The sequence below is a fragment of the Paralteromonas sediminis genome (assembly GCF_003820355.1).
Taxonomy (GTDB): domain Bacteria; phylum Pseudomonadota; class Gammaproteobacteria; order Enterobacterales; family Alteromonadaceae; genus Alteromonas_F; species Alteromonas_F sediminis.
Map to the genome: position 1 here is coordinate 57,388 of NZ_RPOK01000003.1, position 18,875 is coordinate 76,262.

Sequence of the window (18,875 nt, forward strand, 5' to 3'; positions counted from 1 at the left end):
AGTTTCAAAAGAGGAAGCGTTATGCCCTACCAGTTTGATGGTGAATTAAAAGATACCGTACGTTATTTAGGCCGGACGCTAGGCGAAACAATAAAAAATGAATTAGGCGACGCCTGGCTGGAACGAATTGAAACCATTCGTAAAACCGGTCGGCAATCCTTTCAAGGTGATGCGGATTCAAGCAAAGCCTTGCAAAGCCTGTTTAGCGAACTCGAGGACAATGAGTTATTAACTGTGGGACGTGCATTTGCCCAATTTTTAAACCTGGGGAATATTGCTGAGCAGGAGTACAACAGTAACCTCAATGCGGAATCCGCATTGGACTCACTGTTCTCCCACCTATCAAGTGAAAAGGGTCAATCGGTAGACAAAAAAAGCGTTGAAACCGCACTCAAGAAACTTGATATTGATCTAGTACTAACGGCTCACCCGACAGAGGTTACGCGGCGTACTCTCATTCACAAACACAGTCAACTTGCCGCTTGCCTTCAGGATCTCCATACCGATACGCTTGACGATACGGGAAGAGAACGTTTACAAAACCGCATCGCCGACCTCATTAGCCAGGCTTGGCACACGGAAGAGATCCGTTCTGAGCGCCCTACTCCTGTTGATGAAGCGAGGTGGGGATTTTCCGTTATTGAAAATTCACTCTGGGAGGCGGTTCCCGATTTCTTGCGAGATTTCGACAGCAAATTGCAACAACATCTGGATATTAACCTGCCTATAGATGCTGCGCCCGTCCATTTCAGTTCATGGATGGGTGGCGACAGAGATGGAAACCCGTTTGTTACGGCAAAGGTTACACAGACAGTCCTCCTCAGCGCCCGGCGACGTGCAGCCAAACTATTTGCTCGTGACTTGGACCAGCTGCAGGTTGAGTTATCCATGCGAGATTGTAGCCAGGCATTACGCCAGGTTGTGGGAGAGACAAACGAGCCTTATCGCGCCTTGTTGCGCCCACTGTTTAAACGCATGGAACAAACTCGCGACGGCATAACCGATTATTTAAACGGCAAACCGGTTAATCAGGCCGATTGGGTAGCATCTAATTCTGAATTGCTTGAACCGCTTAACTTATGCTATTCATCGTTGATCGAATGCGGTATGCCAATTACAGCTAAAGGCTTGTTGTTAGATACCATCCGCAGGGTGCATTGTTTTGGCATTCACCTGCTTCGCCTGGACGTCAGACAAGACTCTCAACGCCACACCGATGTATTCAGTGAGCTCACTCGCTATCTAGGCCTAGGCGACTATTCCCAGTGGAGTGAAGATGATAAACAAGCATTTTTACTCAGAGAGCTCAGCTCGAAGCGCCCCCTTTTCCCAAGCCAATGGAATGCCAGTGAAGATGTTCAGGAGGTGCTTGATACCTGTAGAGTTATCGCACAAAACAGCAAGGATGGCTTTGGTATTTACATTATCTCAATGGCAAGCCAGGCATCCGACGTATTGGCAGTACAATTATTACTTAATGAGATGGGCGTGGACTGGCCTATGCCTGTTGCGCCCCTGTTTGAAACACTTGATGACCTAAACAACTCACCCGTTGTCATGGATAAGTTGCTCAGCATAGACTGGTATCGGGGCTACATTAATGGTCGTCAATATATCATGATTGGGTACAGTGATTCGGCAAAAGATGCGGGGGCTTTGGCTGCAGGTTGGGCCCAATATGAATCTCAGGAAGCGCTGGTTACACTGTCTGAAAAGTTTGGTATCGAATTAACGCTTTTCCATGGCCGTGGTGGTACCATAGGTCGCGGTGGCTTACCTGCACACGCAGCGATTCATTCACAACCTCCAGGCTCTCTTGACGGTGGCTTTCGAGTTACCGAGCAGGGCGAAACCATACGCTATAAATTTGGTATGCCAAGGCTGGCCAAGCGCAGCCTGAGCATCTATGCCAGTGCAATTATTGAAGCCATGCTCTTTCCACCTCCGGTGCCAAAAGACACTTGGCGCACTGCCATAACTGAAATGGCGGCCAATGGTCGTGATAATTATCGGGCAATAGTCAGAGGCCATGAAGACTTTGTACCTTATTTCAGGGTCGCAACACCGGAGCAGGAATTAGGCAAGTTACCTTTGGGTAGCCGCCCGGCAAAACGTAAGCCTACGGGTGGAATAGAAAGTCTTCGGGCAATCCCGTGGATTTTTGCCTGGGCGCAGACGCGCTTGGTATTACCGGCCTGGCTGGGTGTAATGAAAGCCATTCAAACAAAGCAGAAGGACGACAATGAAGTAGTGGCTGATATGATCGCCAACTGGCCGTTCTTTAGTTCTCGTCTCTCCATGCTCGACATGGTCTTTCACAAAGCTGACGCACGGATAAGCGAAGCTTATGACCACAATTTAGTCCCCGAGTCGCTACAACATTTTGGACAGCAACTTCGCGATGAACTGACATTCAGCGTTCAGGCATTGCTGGACATTACAGGCCAGGAAAGCATTATGCAGAGTGACCCACAAGGTAGTGAGTCAATGAATATTCGCGCTTCTTATTTGCAGCCGCTGCATTACCTGCAAATAGAGTTGCTCAAACGCATCCGAGAACAAGATGACGATGCTTACAACAGCGAATTGGAGCGTGCCATGATGGTAACCATAACAGGTATCGCTATTGGTATGCGTAATACCGGCTAAATGACAATCACGGCTTAAAAAAGGTCAGATTCAACGCTGACCTTTTTTACTCTTAAAGTCGTGCAAACACCTTTTCTGGTCGGGGTAGGTAATAATTCTCGTAGTTCAATGAAAACATCACGTAGTCTGCCCGGCCAATAATCTCATGCCTTGGCACAAAACCAATTACCCGGGAATCAGCACTATTGTCTCTGTTGTCACCGAGGGCAAGATAGTGGTCTTCGGGCACAATAACAGGCGCAAAGCTTTGCAATACAGACGTTTCCTTACTCACTCTTACTGAATGCGTAACGCCCAGTAAGTCTTCGGCAAACTCCTGATAGCCAACTCGCTCCCCCTCAAACACGTAATCAAGTGCTTTTCCATTGATAATCAGAATGTTGTTGTGCATCGACACCTGATCACCGGGTACGCCAATTACGCGTTTAACTAAACGCTTTTCCGCTTTTTCTGATTCAAAAACAATAATATCGCCCCGCGCAGGTTCACTGTGAGGGTTTAAGTTGATTTCGGTAAAAGGCACTTTTACATCATAAGCCAACTTATCAACCCAAATACGATCACCCTCTAATATGGTCGGTTTCATTGAACCTGTGGGTACATCATTCCAATCTGCGATGGCGCTTCTGAAGAAAACCATCAGCACAATAAAAACGATAAACCCCTTATTTTCTTTCCAAATGCGCCTTAGCCATGGTGATTGCTGTTGTTTCATGAACTTATTCTCTGTTTTCCCTTTCTGTACCATAGAGCCTGTGTATTGGCATTTAGTTCATTTAAAGCGGGCATAAAAAAAGCACCTTTCGGTGCTTTTTATCAAAAGATATTCGATTAACCGGCTACAAAGTCAACACCAAGTTTAATGTCCCCGCGCAAGCCTTCTAGCATATCTTCTTTCGCTTTTTGCTCAAAGGCGCTTAATTCGCCATAGGAAAGAATCTCTTCTACGCCGTTTTTACCCAAACGTACTGGATGAGAGAAAAACGCGGCGTCGTCTCTGTCATCGGTTTGCACATAAGTGTACTCAACCACATTATCACCGTTCATTGCGGCTACCAGTGACAAACAGAAACGTGCTGCTGCCTGGCCCATCGAAAGCGTAGCCGAACCACCACCAGCTTTCGCTTCAACCACTTCTGTACCCGCATTTTGAATACGCGTTGTAAGACTTGCCACTTCATCATCAGAGAAGCTAACACCTTCAACCTGAGACAATAGCGGTAGAATGGTCGTGCCTGAGTGACCACCTATAACAGGTACATGCACCGATGCCACATCTAAGCCTTTTAGATCTGCGACAAACGTCTCAGCACGGATTACGTCAAGCGTTGTCACACCAAACAATTTGTTTTTGTCATATACGCCTTTTGCTTTCAAGGTTTCAGCCGCGATAGCAACCGTTGTATTAACAGGGTTAGTGATGATACCAATGCACGCTTTGGGGCAGTGATCAGCAATCCCTTCTACCAACGCCTTAACGATGCCCGCGTTGATATTAAAAAGATCTGAGCGATCCATACCCGGTTTACGAGGCACACCTGCTGGGATCAACACAATGTCACAGCCCGTAAGAGCCTCTGCCAGATCATCTTTACCATGACCTGTTACCGTGACGCCTGTTGGAATGTGGCTCAAATCCACAGCTACACCAGGTACTACTGGAGCAACATCATACAGCGCCAAAGAAGAACCCGCAGGCAACTGGGTTTTAAGTAATAAAGACAAGGCTTGACCAATACCACCGGCAGCGCCCAAAACGGCTACTTTCATTATCTATCTCCTAGGGATTTTGCTTATCTGGATGAGGCCGACACGTTACTGCAACCTCGGCAAAAACTCAACAAAATGTTCGTATTTATGCAATTTAATGAATTATTATGCATTTTTATTGCACGTTCTTTAAACTTGCGCCACAATATCACAACTTTTTTACACTTATTGTGACTACGACCAATGGCGAATATAAAACAAGAACAACTGATCAAAGCCTTTAAAGAAATCCTAAAAGCGGAAAACGCTGGCTCTCAAGGCGAGATCGTCACCCTACTAAAATCTCAAGGTCATAACAATATTAGCCAGTCTAAAATTTCGCGCATGCTGAGTAAATTCGGTGCAGTACGCACTCGTAATGCACGCGGCGAGATGGTGTACTGCTTGCCACCTGAACTCGGTATGCCTACCGCTAAGAGCCCACTCAAGCAGCTAGTGCTGGACATTGTGCATAACAACGTGATGCTAATCATACGCACCAGCCCAGGTGCGGCTCAGCTTATCGCCAGATTGTTGGATTCGTTGAGTCAAAAAGACGGTGTATTAGGTACCATTGCCGGAGACGATACTATTTTTATTGCACCAGCTGACACCAATAAAATTGATGAGCTTAAGCAACGCGTTGAAGATTTGTTTGAAAATGTTTAATGCTAACTGCCCAATAAAAAGGGCCGCTATATGCGGCCCTTTTTCATTCTAAACACGTTTAGAATTTATACTGAACACCAAAACGAATTTCGTATGCTGACGCATTTCGCTTAGTGAAAGGTGAATCATCGATTTCGCTGAACTGATAGTTACCGTCCTGCTCTTCCAATACACCCCAGCTGTCATTCAACAGGTTGGTAAAGTTGTCGATTACGAAGAACGCTGACGCTCTGTGATCACTCATAAAGCCTGGAAGTTCCTGCGTTACTCGAATGTCAACTTTCGCCCATGAAGGGCCCTCTTGACCATTTCGCTCTTCACCAAGAACCAGTACCAAACCATCTTCAGTTAGTTCACCAAGAGGTCCTCTGCGGTCATAGGTACCTGTGCCGCGTTCTGTCAAGCTGTACACTTCACCAGACTGGTAAACAGCAAACATGGAGAAGCGGGTGTCGTAACCTGAGAAGAACTCAGTAGTGTAGTTCAGAGTACCTGTCAGTCTGTGCTCGATGTTGTAGTTTGACGTTGAAGCAACTTCGCCCTGTGCATCGCGACGAGCGGTACGCTGGTAATTAGACACTGCTTGCGAGCTTACCAAGCCTTGAACATCTTTGGCATCACTGTAGGCATAACCCAATGTCCAGGTAATACCATTGTCGTGCTCACCTGCAAAACCTGCAGACAAAATGTATGAAGAGGCATCAGTGTCTGCATTGGTTACAACGTAAGACTCAATTCGGTTTGACTCGTACTCTGGTAATGCATTCGTGTAAACTTGATCGCCATTGCCGTTAAGTACGGGATCCAAGTCACCACGCTTAACCATAAGCGCATCTTTGCTTCTGGAGATTAAGATATCAAAGTTAGCCGTAATCTCATCAGTTAGAGTATGTGTAGAACCAATCGATAACTTCCACTCAGAAGGCATATCAAAGTCTGGGTCAAGATAGTTTACATCAGCAAACTCACTGAACTGACCAAGGTTTGCATTAACTGCATCATACGCTGCAGAAGGAATACCCCAGCCCGCGGCGTTTGGTCTGCCATCTTCAGCACCTGAATGAGGCACATCAAACAAGCTCTGACCGTCTTCAAGGCCTGCATCACGAACCTGGAATGTTTTACCACCCGTTCTAACGAAGCTGTTAGTTAGCCAAACAGCAGGATTACCGCCTGAGTACAAGCCCAAGCCACCGCGAAGAATGATGTCGTCTGACAAGTCATAGGTTACGCTAAATCTTGGTTGTAGTAGTGAAACACCGTCTAATGTTTGTGCGTTGGTAAAACCATAATCCGCCTCAAACAACGGGTTAGCAGCAGGTGTGTCGCTAGTGTCGTATTCGTCATAGCGTAGACCAAACACCATATTCAAACCAATCATGGCTTCGAAGTCATACTGAGCGTACAAAGTATTGGTCGCGTATTCCCAAGTTCCAGCCACGTCGTTAACGTCGCCAGTCGCAGCATTCTCATAAATAAAGCTTGAAGGCGTACCAGCACGGAAGTCATCGATGCTGTTGAATACAATTTCAGATTCAGAATAACGACCGAACAAGTTAAATACGTCGATTTGCTCTCTCTCAAAACCTGCTGTAATGGTAGAACCATCGTCTAGGTAGTAGTTACCTTTAAGCGCAAACGTATCTACACCATATTCAACACGGTTGCTTTGCTGGAATATGTTAGGGCCCATAGTGACTGCTCTATCACCGTCGATTCTGATGCCAATATTTGCAAAATCAGTTCCGAACAGGGGCGCATTATCGTTATCGACTTCAAGACTCGTTACGCGTACTTCCGTGGAAAGGTTAGCATTCCAATCGGAATAAACTGATGCTGATATAGAGCTTAGTTCTTTTTGTGTTCTGTAGAGGTTACTCGCTAACTGAATATCATAAAAAGAGCTATCTCTGGTGTCGAAATCTTCACTGTTAATGTAAGTGAGTGATGCACGATGGTCAGCATTGATGTTCCAGTCTAGCTTCACAAGATACTTTTCATCGCCTTTTGCCAAGTCTGAAGGAACCGTACCTGGGTCATATTGGTAGAGGTTTTTAGCAATAGATATAATTTCGTCAATGTTGGCTTGCGTAACCACTTCAGACTCGTTACCGGCACCTGAACCAATGGGGCCACCTTCATAAAGGTCTGCACCTTCAAGTTTTTCATAAGAAGCGAAGAAAAATAGTTTGTCTTTAATTAGCGGACCGCCAAACGTCAGACCATACCTTTCTTCTTCGTAATCAGGCCAGTCAAAGCTGTTTCCGTCAACTTTGTCGCCACGAAGGTTATTGTCAGTGTAATCATAGAAGAATGAACCACTAAACTCGTTTGAACCGGATTTGATCACTGAGTTGATAGTACAGGCCGAGAAACCACCGTAAACCACATCAAACGGTGCTAGTTCAACAGAAACCTGCTCTAGAGAGTCGAATGAGAACGGGAATCGGTTTGTAGGCAAACCTGTGTCACTCAAACCAAAGATGTCATCCATGCGCACACCATCAACAGTAAAACTATTGAAACGGCGGTTTTTACCCGCACACTGAATGGTATCGCCATCGTCGTTTCCTTCAGAAACGTAGATACGTGGATCAATACGAACAATATCGGTAATCGCGCGGTTAATCGCTGGCGCATTTTCAATCTGCTCTTGACCAAAGTTAGCTGCTGGGCCACGAACATTATTGAATGCAAGCAGGCTAGAGGCAGAAGCTGACACTACGATAGTCTCCATCGCTTCAGCGGAATCCAGCTGAACATCAAAGATGAAAGGCTTACCTAGCGCCAAAGAAATACCGTCATAGCTTGAGTCTTTGAATTGCTCAGAATCAACGGTGATAGTGTAAGGACCGCCTACGCGTAGGCCGCTTACGTTAAATGTTCCACCTTCACCAGCTTGAACTGTTTTAACAGAACCAGAAGGAACATGCGTAATAACAATGGTCGCACCTGTGTCAGGGTTACCATTTGGCCCGACAATTGTGCCCCTTATTGATGAAGAGGTCTCTTGAGCCATGGCAGACGTTGCTAAGCCTGCTGAGACTGCTACCGCAATAGCAACCCGGCTGAGTGATGTTTTCAAGTTCATGTGTGTTTCCCTATTTGCATTTGCTCTGGCGAAAAGTACGCCAAAAATTTGTGGATATTTAAACTGCAAACTGTGTCATCTATATGACGAATACTTATTAATTTTGTTTGCCCAAAACAGCTGTCTCACAACAAGACTTTGCTTTTTGTTGTGACAGGCATTTTTTCTGTCAAAGATTACAGTTTTATTACAAAGGATGTGCGGATTTTAGTCAATATGCGAAAAAAAACACTATAACTGTTCATTATTTAATCATATGGCACAATTTGAATACCTTTCCTTTTACCTTTGATTTTACTGTTTGCGGGTATCTAACGTTGTTGCATGAATGTAAATAAATAAGCATGCTTAGAAGAATATTCAGACTGATTTATTCCAACCTCAATAAAAATGCAACAATTGGCAGGTAAAAATAAGATTACTTATTGCAATAAATAAGGCTAACTGCTCAAATACGGCCACTGTTTTTGGACTTCTTATGAGTATAAAAGGGTTTATTGTGCCAACAAGAAGTGTCTTTACCGGGATAATTCTCGTACTGTGTTCCTTATCATTTGGACTCGATTTTTTTTCAAAAAAAAATGATTTTTCAGCTATCCCGCCACAAATAGCACAAAAATTAACCTGCTCGGTTGCTCAGTCTAGCAATCCTGAGATTTTCAGTGTGTATGTAACAGATGGAAAAATGGGAGAAATCATTTCAGACTTGTTGTGTCAAAACCCAATTTTACAGCGTCAATTTGGCCATATTGAGGTGATACTGGGGCAAAGTGATTATGACACCTTTCGCTCCATCAACTATGGCATTGCCGATTTGGCATTAGTTAAGAGTAATGTCATTGACGCATTTCAGGCCTCTACAACCCAAAACCTTCAACCCATCGCAACCTACCCAGACTACAATGCTTATTTCATTGCTATGAGAGAAAAGCCGCTACTTACAAAAGAGTACTTGCTCGACAAGCGTATCGGTTTACTAGACTACCCTACAAGCCGTTCAGGTCACATCGCGCCCAAATCCCTGTTCCAGACCATTGGGCTAAATGAAAACGCCGTAGAAATTAAGTATTACAATTCGCACTCTGAATTGCGTAGCATGCTCTTGTCAGGCGAAGTTGATATTATTGCATCTTATTGGTCATCCTCAGATGAGGCACGCTTTTCAGCGTCGTACATCACTCAGATAGACGAGCCTGTGCGCGGTCTACAATGGTACTTAAGAAGTGCAAAAAATAACCCTGACTTAACCTGTGCATTGCAAACACTGATCAAACAAGCCGGTCAGCAACACGATTCAACCTATTACAAACAGGCATCTTTAGCAGGAGGTTGTGTCAATGAGTAACCTCAGCCGCGCTTTTTTAAGGCAGAAGCTTGCGATTGCTCTGATCGTTTTCTTATCTGTTCAGGGTGCTGCTTTCGTCGGCACATTGGTAGCGTCTTATATTTCGCAACAAGACGCGTTGTCTGAAGTTTTACAGCGTATTAGCCTGGACACATCGAGACTTGACCTTGGTAACGATGAGTTAAACTCAGTACCCAACAGGCCAGACATTGCACACTACATCGATAGCCTTAATACCTATTTGATCGACAAAAGTATGCCGCTTCAGCTGGTTAGTATTAACGGTATAAAAGGTGACAAAGATCCATTTACTTTTTCTAATACCGTGTCTTCTGAATTGTTGTCCAATGAACAAAAAGTCACGTTAGCGCTCAGTAAGCCCCCGCTTTATAGTGGCCTTAGCGTGAGTTATCTTGCCCTGTTCTCGGTACTCTGCTGGTTGCTGCTGCCCACACGTAAGCAGCGTCTCAAAGGTGCACAGGCACATTCAGGCAATGAAAAGTCCGAGACACCTAATCAGCATAACTCTCAGAACAATCAGCCAGTAAAAAACGTTGTTATCAATTTAAAGACCAAAACACTCTCGCTGGAAGGTGAAGAAGAAAGCATCGTTTTACAAAACAAACCGCTTTGTTTTTATATCGCACTGTTAAAATATTGCGCAAAGCACCCCAATAGTCATTTAAACCATCAGCAAGCCATTCCGGAAGAGCTTCTCAAACTTGCAAATGACGCCTTCGCCAAACTGATTGAACTCGGCCATACCAAACGCAAAAGACCTGATTTCTCTGCGAATTTAGATAAAACGCTCAGTGAAATAAGAGCTGTATTAGACGAGTTGTTTATTGCTCTTCCCCAACAGAAGCAAAAGTATTACCCACCTCGCGCACAAGGCGAAGGTTCGAGATCAAAACAACACTCCTATGCCCTAACCCAGCTTAATAAAGGTGATGTAACCTTCATTGAAAATTGATTCGGTGCCTGCAACAGGCTATGGTTGCACCTAAAACACGCACAATAATTAGAATCTATGTCAGCACCGCTTATAATTGCGATTTCTGGGGCCTCCGGTTCCGGTAAATCTCTGTTCACAGAGAACCTGTTTAATGCTTTTTCGGAGAAAGGCAGACCGGTTCAAATACTGAGAGAAGATCACTACTACCGGGCACAGGATCACCTTGCCATGGAAGATAGAGAAAAGACCAATTACGATCACCCCAACGCCTTTGAGCATGAACTGCTCAAGTCACATTTACAGAACCTGCGCGATGGCAAGTCAATCGAATACCCCCATTATTGTTTTAAAACACATACTCGATTAGCTAAAACAGAAACGCTTCAACCAGCACCGGTTATCATCCTTGAAGGCATCATGTTGTTAGCAAGGCCTGAGTTATTACCGCTGTATAATGTGAAGATATTCATCGACACACCGCTGGACATATGTCTAATGCGAAGAATGATTCGGGACGTTAAGGAACGTGGCAGAAGCCTTGAATCAGTAGCTCGTCAGTACGAAGCAACTGTTAAGCCTATGTATCATCAGTTTATTGAACCCAGTCGCTTTACCGCTGATGTCAACGTGACACAAGGCGGGATGAATCAAATAGCACTTGATGTTATCAAGTCTCACATTAGCCAGACCTTACTGTAGGGAAACAAAATATGGGTATTATTGGAGTTATTCTTCTTCTGGCGTTGGCGTTTGCCCTCAGTTTGAACAGAAGCGCAATCAACTGGCGAACAGTAGGTGGCGCATTTGCGATTCAAGCCTCGATTGGCGCATTCATTTTATATTTCGAGCCAGGTATTCAAATGTTGTTGGCGATATCGGATTTTGTCGCCCAAATAATCGCTTTTAGTCAAAGTGGCATTGATTTCTTGTTTGGCCCCGTAGGCAATATGTCTCTGGGCTTTGTTTTTGCATTCAATGTGTTACCTGTCATCATTTTCTTTTCGGCACTGATCGCCGTGCTGTACCACCTAAAGATTATGAGCTGGGTAATTAAGATCATTGGGGGTGTACTGCAGAAAGCGCTGCGTACCAGCCAACCTGAATCTATGTCTGCGGCAGCAAATATTTTTGTCGGACAAACTGAAGCGCCTTTGGTAGTAAAACCTTTCATTCCACATATGACCCGCTCAGAATTGTTTGCTGTTATGGTCGGCGGTTTGGCATCCATCGCAGGTTCAGTAATGGCCGGGTACGCGGGGCTCGGCGTGGAGCTCAAGTATTTACTTGCGGCCAGCTTTATGGCGGCACCAGGGGGCTTGCTCATGGCAAAAATTATGCTACCTGAAACCGAGCAACCTAAAAATGATTTGAGCGAAATTAATACTGAAGACGCCAGCTACGCGAATGTATTTGATGCGGCGGCAAGCGGCGCTGCATCTGGTTTGCAGTTGGCACTAAATGTTGGCGCTATGCTATTAGCATTCGTTGCACTTATCGCCATGTTAAATGGGGGGATAGGCTGGTTAGGTTCGCTCTTTGGTTACGAAGACGTTACCTTTCAGTTGATCTTGGGGTACCTGCTACAACCTTTAGCATGGGCTATTGGGGTGCCTTGGCAAGAAGCCCAATTGGCTGGAAGTTTTATTGGCCAAAAAGTAGTAGTGAATGAATTTGTTGCCTATATCGACTTCGTGAAATACAAAGAGGACTTATCAGCAGGTACTCAGGCTATCGTTACCTTTGCCCTATGTGGGTTTGCCAACTTTTCTTCTATTGCTATTTTAATGGGAGGCATTGGTGCGCTGGCGCCCACAAGACGAAAAGAAATTGCCACTTTGGGTTTGAGGGCTGTTATTGCCGCTACCTTTGCAAACTTAATGAGTGCATCATTGGCAGGCATATATTTGTCTATCGCCTAAGCTGGTACACTAGGCTGTGAAATTAGTTTTGAGATAATAATATGAAATTAGAAGCCGTTGACTATCGCGCACCCGATGCGCAACAACAGTTTACTCGTTCACTGAGAGAAACCGGATTTGGGGTCCTCAAAAATCACCCTATTGATCAGGATAAGGTCGCAAACATCTATCAACTCGCCAGTACTTTTTTTGCTGACCAAAGCAAGCATGACTTCGCTTTTAATGTTGATACACAAGACGGGTACTTTCCCCAGTCTGTATCGGAAGTTGCAAAAGGCCACAAGGTCAAAGATATCAAGGAATATTTCCACTTTTATCCTTGGGGTCAGTGCCCTGAAGCGCTCAGAGGTCCGTTGCAGGAATACTATGACAATGCCAATGCATTGGCTCAGGAACTGCTTGGCTGGGTTCAAAACAATGCACCTGCAGACGTTCAGTCGGCGTTTAGTATGCCTTTATCTTCTATGATAGAGAACAGCGACAAAACACTGTTACGTGTGTTGCATTACCCCCCTATGCAAGGTGATGAAGCACCTGATGCAATCAGAGCCGCTGCCCATGAAGATATTAATTTGCTGACAATTCTTCCAGCAGCCAATGAGCCTGGCTTACAGGTAAAAACAAAAGAGGGTTCTTGGTTAGATGTGCCTTGTGACTTCGGTAATTTGATCGTCAACATTGGTGACATGTTGCAGGAAGCATCTGGTCATTATTACCCTTCGACCACACACAGAGTCATAAACCCCGAGGGAACCGACACCCAAAAAGCCCGGATATCTTTGCCATTATTCTTGCATCCTCGTCCAGATGTGGTGCTGTCCGAAAGGTATACCGCGGACAGCTATCTTACCGAGCGACTAAAAGAGCTTGGCGTTATCTAACGCCGCTCTGCAACGCTGAGAGTTTGCCACGATAGCGCGTTTTGTCTTCTTCTAATGTAGCATGGCGCGCAGCGCGCTCCAGGAATTTCACCGCCTGAGTGATATCACCCAGTTCGTAATAAGCACTTCCCATACCATAGTGAAATTCATGGCGTGCGTTATCTAGTCGAATCGCTTTGCGATAAAGCGACAGTGCTCGCTCATAGTCTCCACTTCCCCGGGCCTCTTCAGCAAGAATGAAATGATAAAAGGGGTTATCACGTCTAGCGATGGCGACCCGAGCATCGAGCTTTTCAGCCTTTTTTAGCTGTCCCATGGCGCGATATAAAATCGCTAAATTTTCATATACTGTATAGCTTTGTGGCCGTAAGTCAGCAGCGTAGTGGTAAGCTTTTTCAGCGAGATCGTATTCACCCTTCATGCGATAAAGCACGCCTAAGTTTATCCAGATGTCATCTAACATAGGCGCATATTCAGCCGCCGCATTTAAATAGTGATAAGCGAGCACAAAGTCGCTGGCAATCAGCGCGTCAGCTGCACGATTGTTATAAAACAATGCGAGTATTTGCTGCTTGCTCATCTTGTGAGTGCGGAACAGATTTCGCATTTCTTGTGGGTCAAAATCAATAATAACGGCCCTTTGTTTAACATTAGAACCCAAGGTGGACTCACCGGTTTTCAATTCAAGGTTAACATGGCCATTTAACAGGCTAACACCCTGCCGCCGAGTCCAATATTCGGGTACGTCAACCGTATAGAACTGTGTTTGCAAACCGGCATAATTTGCCATGCTGTATGTCATGATTGTCATTGAAAGGCAATTTGCCACACCAGTATTAAAGGTCTCACTGGCTGTCGCTGTCGCCTCGTTGCTGTATTTCAATCCTAGATAGGCGCGGTTAAAAACTGCTCTGGAAAGCAGCTTTATTTTATCTTCATTACTTCTTCCAACACCCACAGCCTCATCAACAAATTCTTTTGCGTCTTTATTTAGCGCAAATACCTGCTCCATGGACTCAATGTTGCGGGACTGATAGTCGGGAAAAAGCGCGTCGTTGAACAGGGCTTCTCGGTCAGCGGCTTGATAAGCTTGTGGTGTTGCCGTGCACCCAGCCACAGCTATTAAAGTAATGAGTACAAGTAATCGCGTCATGTTGTCACCTCACTTTTACATGCTCGCTGTAATAAGTATAGCTGACAATATGACTATCGCCCCTGAGCGTAACAGCTAGTTACAATCAAGGTTACAAATGTTTAATCAACTAAAATTTAGCACTATGAGTAAAAACTGGTAGGCAATCGTGCCTTCGTTCTCAAAGGAGCAAATAATGTTTCGCAAAGTATCTCTATTCGCTATAGGTTTGTCTTTCGCAATCTCAACGGTCGCCCTTGCCGGAAATTACAAGGCTAAAAAAGATATTGTTGACACTGCCGCCAGTGTCTCTGATTTTTCGACATTAGTTACTGCAGTTCAGGCAGCTGGACTTGTTGACACGCTTAAAAGCGATGGTCCCTTCACTGTATTCGCACCCACTAATGAAGCCTTTGCGGCGCTGCCTGACGGCACGTTAGAGTCGTTATTAAAACCAGAAAACAAAGAAAAGCTGGTGAGCATTCTGACCTATCATGTAGTCGCAGGTGAGGTAAAAGCAGCGGATGTAGTCAGTCTTTCACAAGCTGAGACTGTGCAAGGTGACACCATTGATATAAAAACAAAATACGGCAAAGTGATGATAGACGGTGCCACCGTTACACAAACCGACATTGCAACGAGTAATGGCGTGATTCATATCATCGATAAAGTTATTTTACCTAATAGCTAAACACGTCCTAAGCATGCTGACAGGTCGGGCAAAGATAGAGTCGCCGCCCGGCCATGTCCGTTTTTTCCACGGGTGTTTTACAATTTATACAGGGTCGCTGAGCCTGGCCAAAAACCGCAAAACGGTAATACTCAAATTCATCTCTGCTAGCCTGTAGCGAGCGTTTAATGTCTTCAGAGACACAAATCCCGTTGGTTTCATAACTTCTTCGGGTAATGCTCAGCAGCGCATTGGCAAGCGCATGCCTTTTGTCGTCTGAGAGTTCTCCGAGTTTTTTAAACGGATGTATACCAACTGAAAATAAGACTTCGCTGCGCAAGTAATTGCCTGTACCTGCCAAAAATGACTGGTCGAGCAACAAATTTGCCAAGCGTCTTTTGGAAAACCGACTTTCCTTCAGCCTAGTCAGTACGGTCTCTATGGTCGTATCGTCATCCAATAGGTCCGGGCCCAATTTTGCCAAAAATGAATGTGAACCAAGTTCACTGGAATGCAGCACGTCAATGTCTGAAGCACTGTATAACCTCGCCTCTCCTTTGTCGGTTTCAATTTTAATTCTCAGTTGTCGGTTAGATTCAAAAGTTTGCCCTCGTTCTACACATACCCACTTTCCATACAACTGATTATGACTGTAAATAACATAACCTGAACTAAAACCAATAAGTAAAGCTTTGGCTTTAGGTTTGACGTAATCAATGTTGTACCCCTTCAGATGTTTGATATGGGTGTTGAGTCTAGCTAGACCAAAAGCAATGTTATTGCACCCCTGACCAACCAAGACTCGGGCTATTTCATCGGCAGCATGTTTAATTTCTGGGCCTTCTGGCATACCCTGATCACCTTCGAAAAACCGTTATGCCGACAAAGGAAGGCTGATTGAACAACACAATCCAGGAGAGCCTTCACTATGTGGGTTTTCCTTAAACAACAAGCTGCCCTTGTGCAATTTGACGACTGCGTTGACCATCGCCAAGCCCAGTCCATAACCCGCAGTATTTCTGCTGTCGTCAGCACGAAAAAAGCGTCGGGTGACTTTTTCTGTAAGCGCTTGAGGGATGCCAGGACCACTGTCACACACATGCACAATGGCCTCTCGATTGTGGCAGCTGAGTACTAACGTAATGGTGCCATTTTCAGGGGTGAATTTGATGGCATTGTCGAGCACATTGGCCAGAGCCTGGAATAATAGGTCCCGGTCGCCCTCAACCATTGCTGGATTAATCTGGTGTTGAACATTGATCGCTTTATCCTCAGCAACGGGGCCATATAACTCAATCACATCCTCTAAAATGGTGTTGAGCGAATACACTGCAAATGCCTGTCTTTTTTTGTTCGATTCAACGTCAGCAATTCGCAGCAGGCCTTTAAACATAGCCATGATACCGTCGACTTCTTTTAACAATCGGGACCGATGCTCATGGTCACTAACATGCTCTATGTCTGCCCGCAGTCGAGTAAGTGGGGTGCGAAGATCATGTGCAATATTATCTGTAACTGACTTAATGCTTTGCACCATTTGGTCAAGCTCGTCTAATGTCCGGTTGAGCGCACTGGACAATTGGCTTAAATCATCCCAGCTGCTATCAATGGGCAAGCGCTCATGCAATGCCCCCTCTTGTACAATTCTGTCAGTGGTATCGGCAATTCTGTTGATTCTGTCAACCACATAGTAACCCACCCACAAGCTCAGGCCGCTAATGAGTATCATGGTGCCAATCATAAGCCAGCCAAAAGTTCTGGCAACCCATTGCGCCACGTTTAAATCGTGAACATCTCGCGCCACAATAAGTTGACTGCCGTCTGACAACGTGACCTGTTTCAACATGAGTACAGCGTCTATACCTGACATCAGGGAATCGTCAAAATGGTCCGGGTCATATTGCACAGGCTCGCGTTCAGCCTCACGCCCCAATTGTGGCCAGTACAAAAAATCAGAACGCGGGGTCAAGCTGCCATCCTGCTTAAAGGCATAAAAGAAATTACGTTTTAATGGGTCTACTTTTGCATCAAGTGCTGCATTAAACGCTTCGACACCATGCAACTCATAAAGTCGAGATAGTCCATCCAGTTCTGCCTCTATGGCAACTTGAGACTCCTTAAGAAACACCTGATTGGTGGCAAGATGTAAGAAGTAGGCCACAAACAAAACGCCTAGCGTTAAAAGAAACGTGAAGAGTGCGCCAACCTGAAAGCTCGAACTTCTTGAAAAATGGCCGATTGCCTTCATGATGTCTGGCTTGCTACAAGATACCCAGCGCCTCTCACTGTTTTGATAATAGGCGTTGGAAAGCCTTTATCAATTTTCTGTCGTAAACGGCTAATGTGCACATCAATAATGTTGGTTTGAGGGTCAAAGTTGTAATCCCATACTTTCTCCAGCAGCATAGTTCTTGTCACAATTTGTCCCTGATTGCGTAAAAGAAACTCCAGCAGTTTGAACTCACGAGTTTGCAATGGTATTTCTTTTTCTCCCCGCTTCACTCTACGTGTAATGAGATTGAGCGACAAATCACTTACATTGATAGTGGTTGGCTCATTGCCGTTTGCCAGACTTCGGCTATGCATGACGTCTAACCGAGCAAGCAACTCTTCAAAAGCAAACGGTTTGGCCAGGTAATCATCCGCACCAGCGCGCAATCCATTTACTTTATCTTCAACTTTATCGAGCGCGCTCAAAAATAAGGTGGGAGTGTCGATGCCTTCATCTCTTAGCGCTTGTAACAACGACACGCCATCAATAGAGGGCAACATTCTGTCAAGAATCAAAATATCGTAAGAACCTGACTGAGCGAGTCCAAGCCCTTCTCTTCCGTCATGCGCCACGTCCACGGTATGCCCAACTTCAGCTAGGCCGTTATGAATAAACGCAGATACCTCTTCATCATCTTCAACAATTAGAATGTGCATGCCTATGGTCCCTCTTTGTAAAGTATGTGATACGCGCACATTTTCCAAAGAGATCGACATCATTGACACAAATATCTATCGATCAGAATCCTCCCGTGTTCTACAACTTGCTTGTTTGCAATATTTGTCTAGTAGCGCGTTTATGAACCCATCTTGGTCGAGTTGCGTCATTGCCTGTTCTATCATGCGCTGATAAGCCAATCCCTTACCCCTACGAGAAAAGGCCCTGTGCAAGCGCGCTTCTTGTTGATGCTTAAATGACGCTATCTCGACCGAAGTTTGATATTCCTCGGGTAACCAAGTTGGCGGCGTTTCAAGTAGCGCCAGTACATCCAGTCTTTGCTTGCGAAGTAAATCCAGTCCATCTCGCACATCAGCCACCAGGTATTTATTTATCGCAGTATCTTCGTCAAATGCAGGAAAATGATTGTCACCGCGTATCACGCCAACAAGGTAATTGGGGTTTCGTAAATCTGTATAGTCTTTCAGCGTTACAGAGCCTGCTTTACTAACGTAAAAATAGACAGTGCGATACGCATTAATGCTGGCGTAGTTATTGGAAGAAAAACGCAAATAGGCTTCTCTCTCTTTGTTTTTTACTATCGCCGCAGCCATGTCAACCTGACCTGTTTTCAGCCACTGAACACATTTTGCCCAAGGACAAATTTTGTACTCGAATTGAATCCCTGTGATTTCTGAGATCGCGTTATCTATATCAACTTCAAAGCCAGATACTTCCGATTTTTTATCACTGAACGTGATTGTATAGTAGGGTGGGAAATCAGAGACGGCGACGGTCAATTTAGCGTCTATGCGATTTTCATTGGCAATAGCCCCTGCCGACAATATCGCTATCAGTAAAAGAAAAACAAATGCCCGCAAGGCAA

The 18,875-nt window shown here is 45.1% G+C and carries 16 protein-coding genes; 8 read left to right on the forward strand and 8 right to left on the reverse strand.

Going from position 1 to position 18,875, the window contains the following annotated elements:
- The first annotated feature begins 21 nt into the window (after positions 1-21).
- Entirely contained in the window at positions 22-2,649 is a 2,628-nt protein-coding gene (ppc, locus tag DRW07_RS09345) for a phosphoenolpyruvate carboxylase (RefSeq protein ID WP_124027650.1), read from the forward strand.
- Positions 2,650-2,701: 52 nt separating this feature from the next.
- Here the strand turns inward: ppc and lepB are convergent, their stop codons facing one another.
- On the reverse strand, positions 2,702-3,364 hold the full coding sequence (lepB, locus tag DRW07_RS09350) for a signal peptidase I (RefSeq protein WP_124027651.1): 663 nt from the start codon (positions 3,362-3,364) through the stop codon (positions 2,702-2,704).
- A gap of 116 nt (positions 3,365-3,480) precedes the next feature.
- Complete coding sequence (mdh, locus tag DRW07_RS09355) at positions 3,481-4,419, reverse strand: malate dehydrogenase (protein ID WP_124027652.1); 939 nt, start codon at positions 4,417-4,419, stop codon at positions 3,481-3,483.
- Between the two features lie 183 nt (positions 4,420-4,602).
- Here mdh and argR point away from each other — a divergent pair, with 183 nt between their 5' ends.
- A complete protein-coding gene (gene argR / locus DRW07_RS09360; RefSeq protein ID WP_124027653.1) occupies positions 4,603-5,067 on the forward strand; it encodes a transcriptional regulator ArgR in 465 nt (154 codons plus the stop codon).
- A gap of 58 nt (positions 5,068-5,125) precedes the next feature.
- Here argR and DRW07_RS09365 read toward each other — a convergent pair whose 3' ends face one another.
- The gene (locus tag DRW07_RS09365) at positions 5,126-8,158 is read right to left on the reverse strand and encodes a TonB-dependent receptor (RefSeq protein ID WP_124027654.1); all 3,033 of its coding nucleotides are present in this window, start codon (positions 8,156-8,158) and stop codon (positions 5,126-5,128) included.
- A gap of 478 nt (positions 8,159-8,636) precedes the next feature.
- On the opposite strand from DRW07_RS09365, the gene DRW07_RS09370 reads away from it, so the two are divergent.
- Genes DRW07_RS09370 through DRW07_RS09390 form a run of 5 tightly spaced genes read left to right on the forward strand, consistent with a single transcriptional unit; the run spans position 8,637 to position 13,258 of the window.
- A complete protein-coding gene (locus tag DRW07_RS09370; RefSeq protein ID WP_124027655.1) occupies positions 8,637-9,503 on the forward strand; it encodes a PhnD/SsuA/transferrin family substrate-binding protein in 867 nt (288 codons plus the stop codon).
- Complete coding sequence (locus tag DRW07_RS09375; protein WP_124027656.1) at positions 9,496-10,476, forward strand: arylamine N-acetyltransferase family protein; 981 nt, start codon at positions 9,496-9,498, stop codon at positions 10,474-10,476. Before DRW07_RS09370 ends, DRW07_RS09375 begins: the two co-directional genes overlap by 8 nt.
- Before the next feature lie 57 nt (positions 10,477-10,533).
- Complete coding sequence (udk, locus tag DRW07_RS09380; protein ID WP_124027657.1) at positions 10,534-11,157, forward strand: uridine kinase; 624 nt, start codon at positions 10,534-10,536, stop codon at positions 11,155-11,157.
- An 11-nt stretch (positions 11,158-11,168) separates the two neighbouring features.
- Positions 11,169-12,377: a NupC/NupG family nucleoside CNT transporter gene (locus DRW07_RS09385; RefSeq protein WP_124027658.1), complete on the forward strand. Its 1,209-nt coding sequence runs from the start codon at positions 11,169-11,171 to the stop codon at positions 12,375-12,377.
- A gap of 41 nt (positions 12,378-12,418) precedes the next feature.
- The gene (locus DRW07_RS09390) at positions 12,419-13,258 is read left to right on the forward strand and encodes an isopenicillin N synthase family dioxygenase (protein ID WP_124027659.1); all 840 of its coding nucleotides are present in this window, start codon (positions 12,419-12,421) and stop codon (positions 13,256-13,258) included.
- Here DRW07_RS09390 and DRW07_RS09395 read toward each other — a convergent pair.
- Entirely contained in the window at positions 13,251-14,411 is a 1,161-nt protein-coding gene (locus DRW07_RS09395; RefSeq protein ID WP_124027660.1) for a tetratricopeptide repeat protein, read from the reverse strand. The two genes, DRW07_RS09390 and DRW07_RS09395, sit on opposite strands and share 8 nt — an antisense overlap.
- A gap of 175 nt (positions 14,412-14,586) precedes the next feature.
- On the opposite strand from DRW07_RS09395, the gene DRW07_RS09400 reads away from it, so the two are divergent.
- Positions 14,587-15,081 carry a fasciclin domain-containing protein gene (locus DRW07_RS09400; RefSeq protein WP_124027661.1) on the forward strand — a complete coding sequence of 165 codons (495 nt, stop codon included), beginning with the start codon at positions 14,587-14,589 and terminating at the stop codon, positions 15,079-15,081.
- A 7-nt stretch (positions 15,082-15,088) separates the two neighbouring features.
- Here DRW07_RS09400 and nei read toward each other — a convergent pair whose 3' ends face one another.
- The 4 genes from nei to DRW07_RS09420 form a co-directional block, all read right to left on the reverse strand.
- Positions 15,089-15,910 (reverse strand): endonuclease VIII, encoded by an 822-nt coding sequence (gene nei / locus DRW07_RS09405; RefSeq protein WP_124027662.1) that lies wholly within the window; start codon positions 15,908-15,910, stop codon positions 15,089-15,091.
- 24 nt (positions 15,911-15,934) lie between these two features.
- Positions 15,935-17,308 carry a sensor histidine kinase gene (locus DRW07_RS09410; protein ID WP_124027663.1) on the reverse strand — a complete coding sequence of 458 codons (1,374 nt, stop codon included), beginning with the start codon at positions 17,306-17,308 and terminating at the stop codon, positions 15,935-15,937.
- Positions 17,305-17,988, reverse strand: coding sequence for a response regulator transcription factor (locus tag DRW07_RS09415; protein ID WP_124027664.1), 684 nt, complete (start codon positions 17,986-17,988; stop codon positions 17,305-17,307). Before DRW07_RS09415 ends, DRW07_RS09410 begins: the two co-directional genes overlap by 4 nt.
- A gap of 75 nt (positions 17,989-18,063) precedes the next feature.
- Positions 18,064-18,870: a substrate-binding periplasmic protein gene (locus tag DRW07_RS09420; RefSeq protein ID WP_165870460.1), complete on the reverse strand. Its 807-nt coding sequence runs from the start codon at positions 18,868-18,870 to the stop codon at positions 18,064-18,066.
- Positions 18,871-18,875 lie beyond the last annotated feature (5 nt).

What these genes read in the sequence shown, in the direction of transcription:
- ppc (WP_124027650.1), top strand. Translation starts at nt 22, where the DNA reads ATGCCCTACCAGTTTGATGGTGAATTAAAAGATACCGTACGTTATTTA.
- lepB (WP_124027651.1), bottom strand. Translation starts at nt 3,364, where the DNA reads ATGAAACAACAGCAATCACCATGGCTAAGGCGCATTTGGAAAGAAAAT.
- mdh (WP_124027652.1), bottom strand. Translation starts at nt 4,419, where the DNA reads ATGAAAGTAGCCGTTTTGGGCGCTGCCGGTGGTATTGGTCAAGCCTTG.
- argR (WP_124027653.1), top strand. Translation starts at nt 4,603, where the DNA reads ATGGCGAATATAAAACAAGAACAACTGATCAAAGCCTTTAAAGAAATC.
- DRW07_RS09365 (WP_124027654.1), bottom strand. Translation starts at nt 8,158, where the DNA reads ATGAACTTGAAAACATCACTCAGCCGGGTTGCTATTGCGGTAGCAGTC.
- DRW07_RS09370 (WP_124027655.1), top strand. Translation starts at nt 8,637, where the DNA reads ATGAGTATAAAAGGGTTTATTGTGCCAACAAGAAGTGTCTTTACCGGG.
- DRW07_RS09375 (WP_124027656.1), top strand. Translation starts at nt 9,496, where the DNA reads ATGAGTAACCTCAGCCGCGCTTTTTTAAGGCAGAAGCTTGCGATTGCT.
- udk (WP_124027657.1), top strand. Translation starts at nt 10,534, where the DNA reads ATGTCAGCACCGCTTATAATTGCGATTTCTGGGGCCTCCGGTTCCGGT.
- DRW07_RS09385 (WP_124027658.1), top strand. Translation starts at nt 11,169, where the DNA reads ATGGGTATTATTGGAGTTATTCTTCTTCTGGCGTTGGCGTTTGCCCTC.
- DRW07_RS09390 (WP_124027659.1), top strand. Translation starts at nt 12,419, where the DNA reads ATGAAATTAGAAGCCGTTGACTATCGCGCACCCGATGCGCAACAACAG.
- DRW07_RS09395 (WP_124027660.1), bottom strand. Translation starts at nt 14,411, where the DNA reads ATGACGCGATTACTTGTACTCATTACTTTAATAGCTGTGGCTGGGTGC.
- DRW07_RS09400 (WP_124027661.1), top strand. Translation starts at nt 14,587, where the DNA reads ATGTTTCGCAAAGTATCTCTATTCGCTATAGGTTTGTCTTTCGCAATC.
- nei (WP_124027662.1), bottom strand. Translation starts at nt 15,910, where the DNA reads ATGCCAGAAGGCCCAGAAATTAAACATGCTGCCGATGAAATAGCCCGA.
- DRW07_RS09410 (WP_124027663.1), bottom strand. Translation starts at nt 17,308, where the DNA reads ATGAAGGCAATCGGCCATTTTTCAAGAAGTTCGAGCTTTCAGGTTGGC.
- DRW07_RS09415 (WP_124027664.1), bottom strand. Translation starts at nt 17,988, where the DNA reads ATGCACATTCTAATTGTTGAAGATGATGAAGAGGTATCTGCGTTTATT.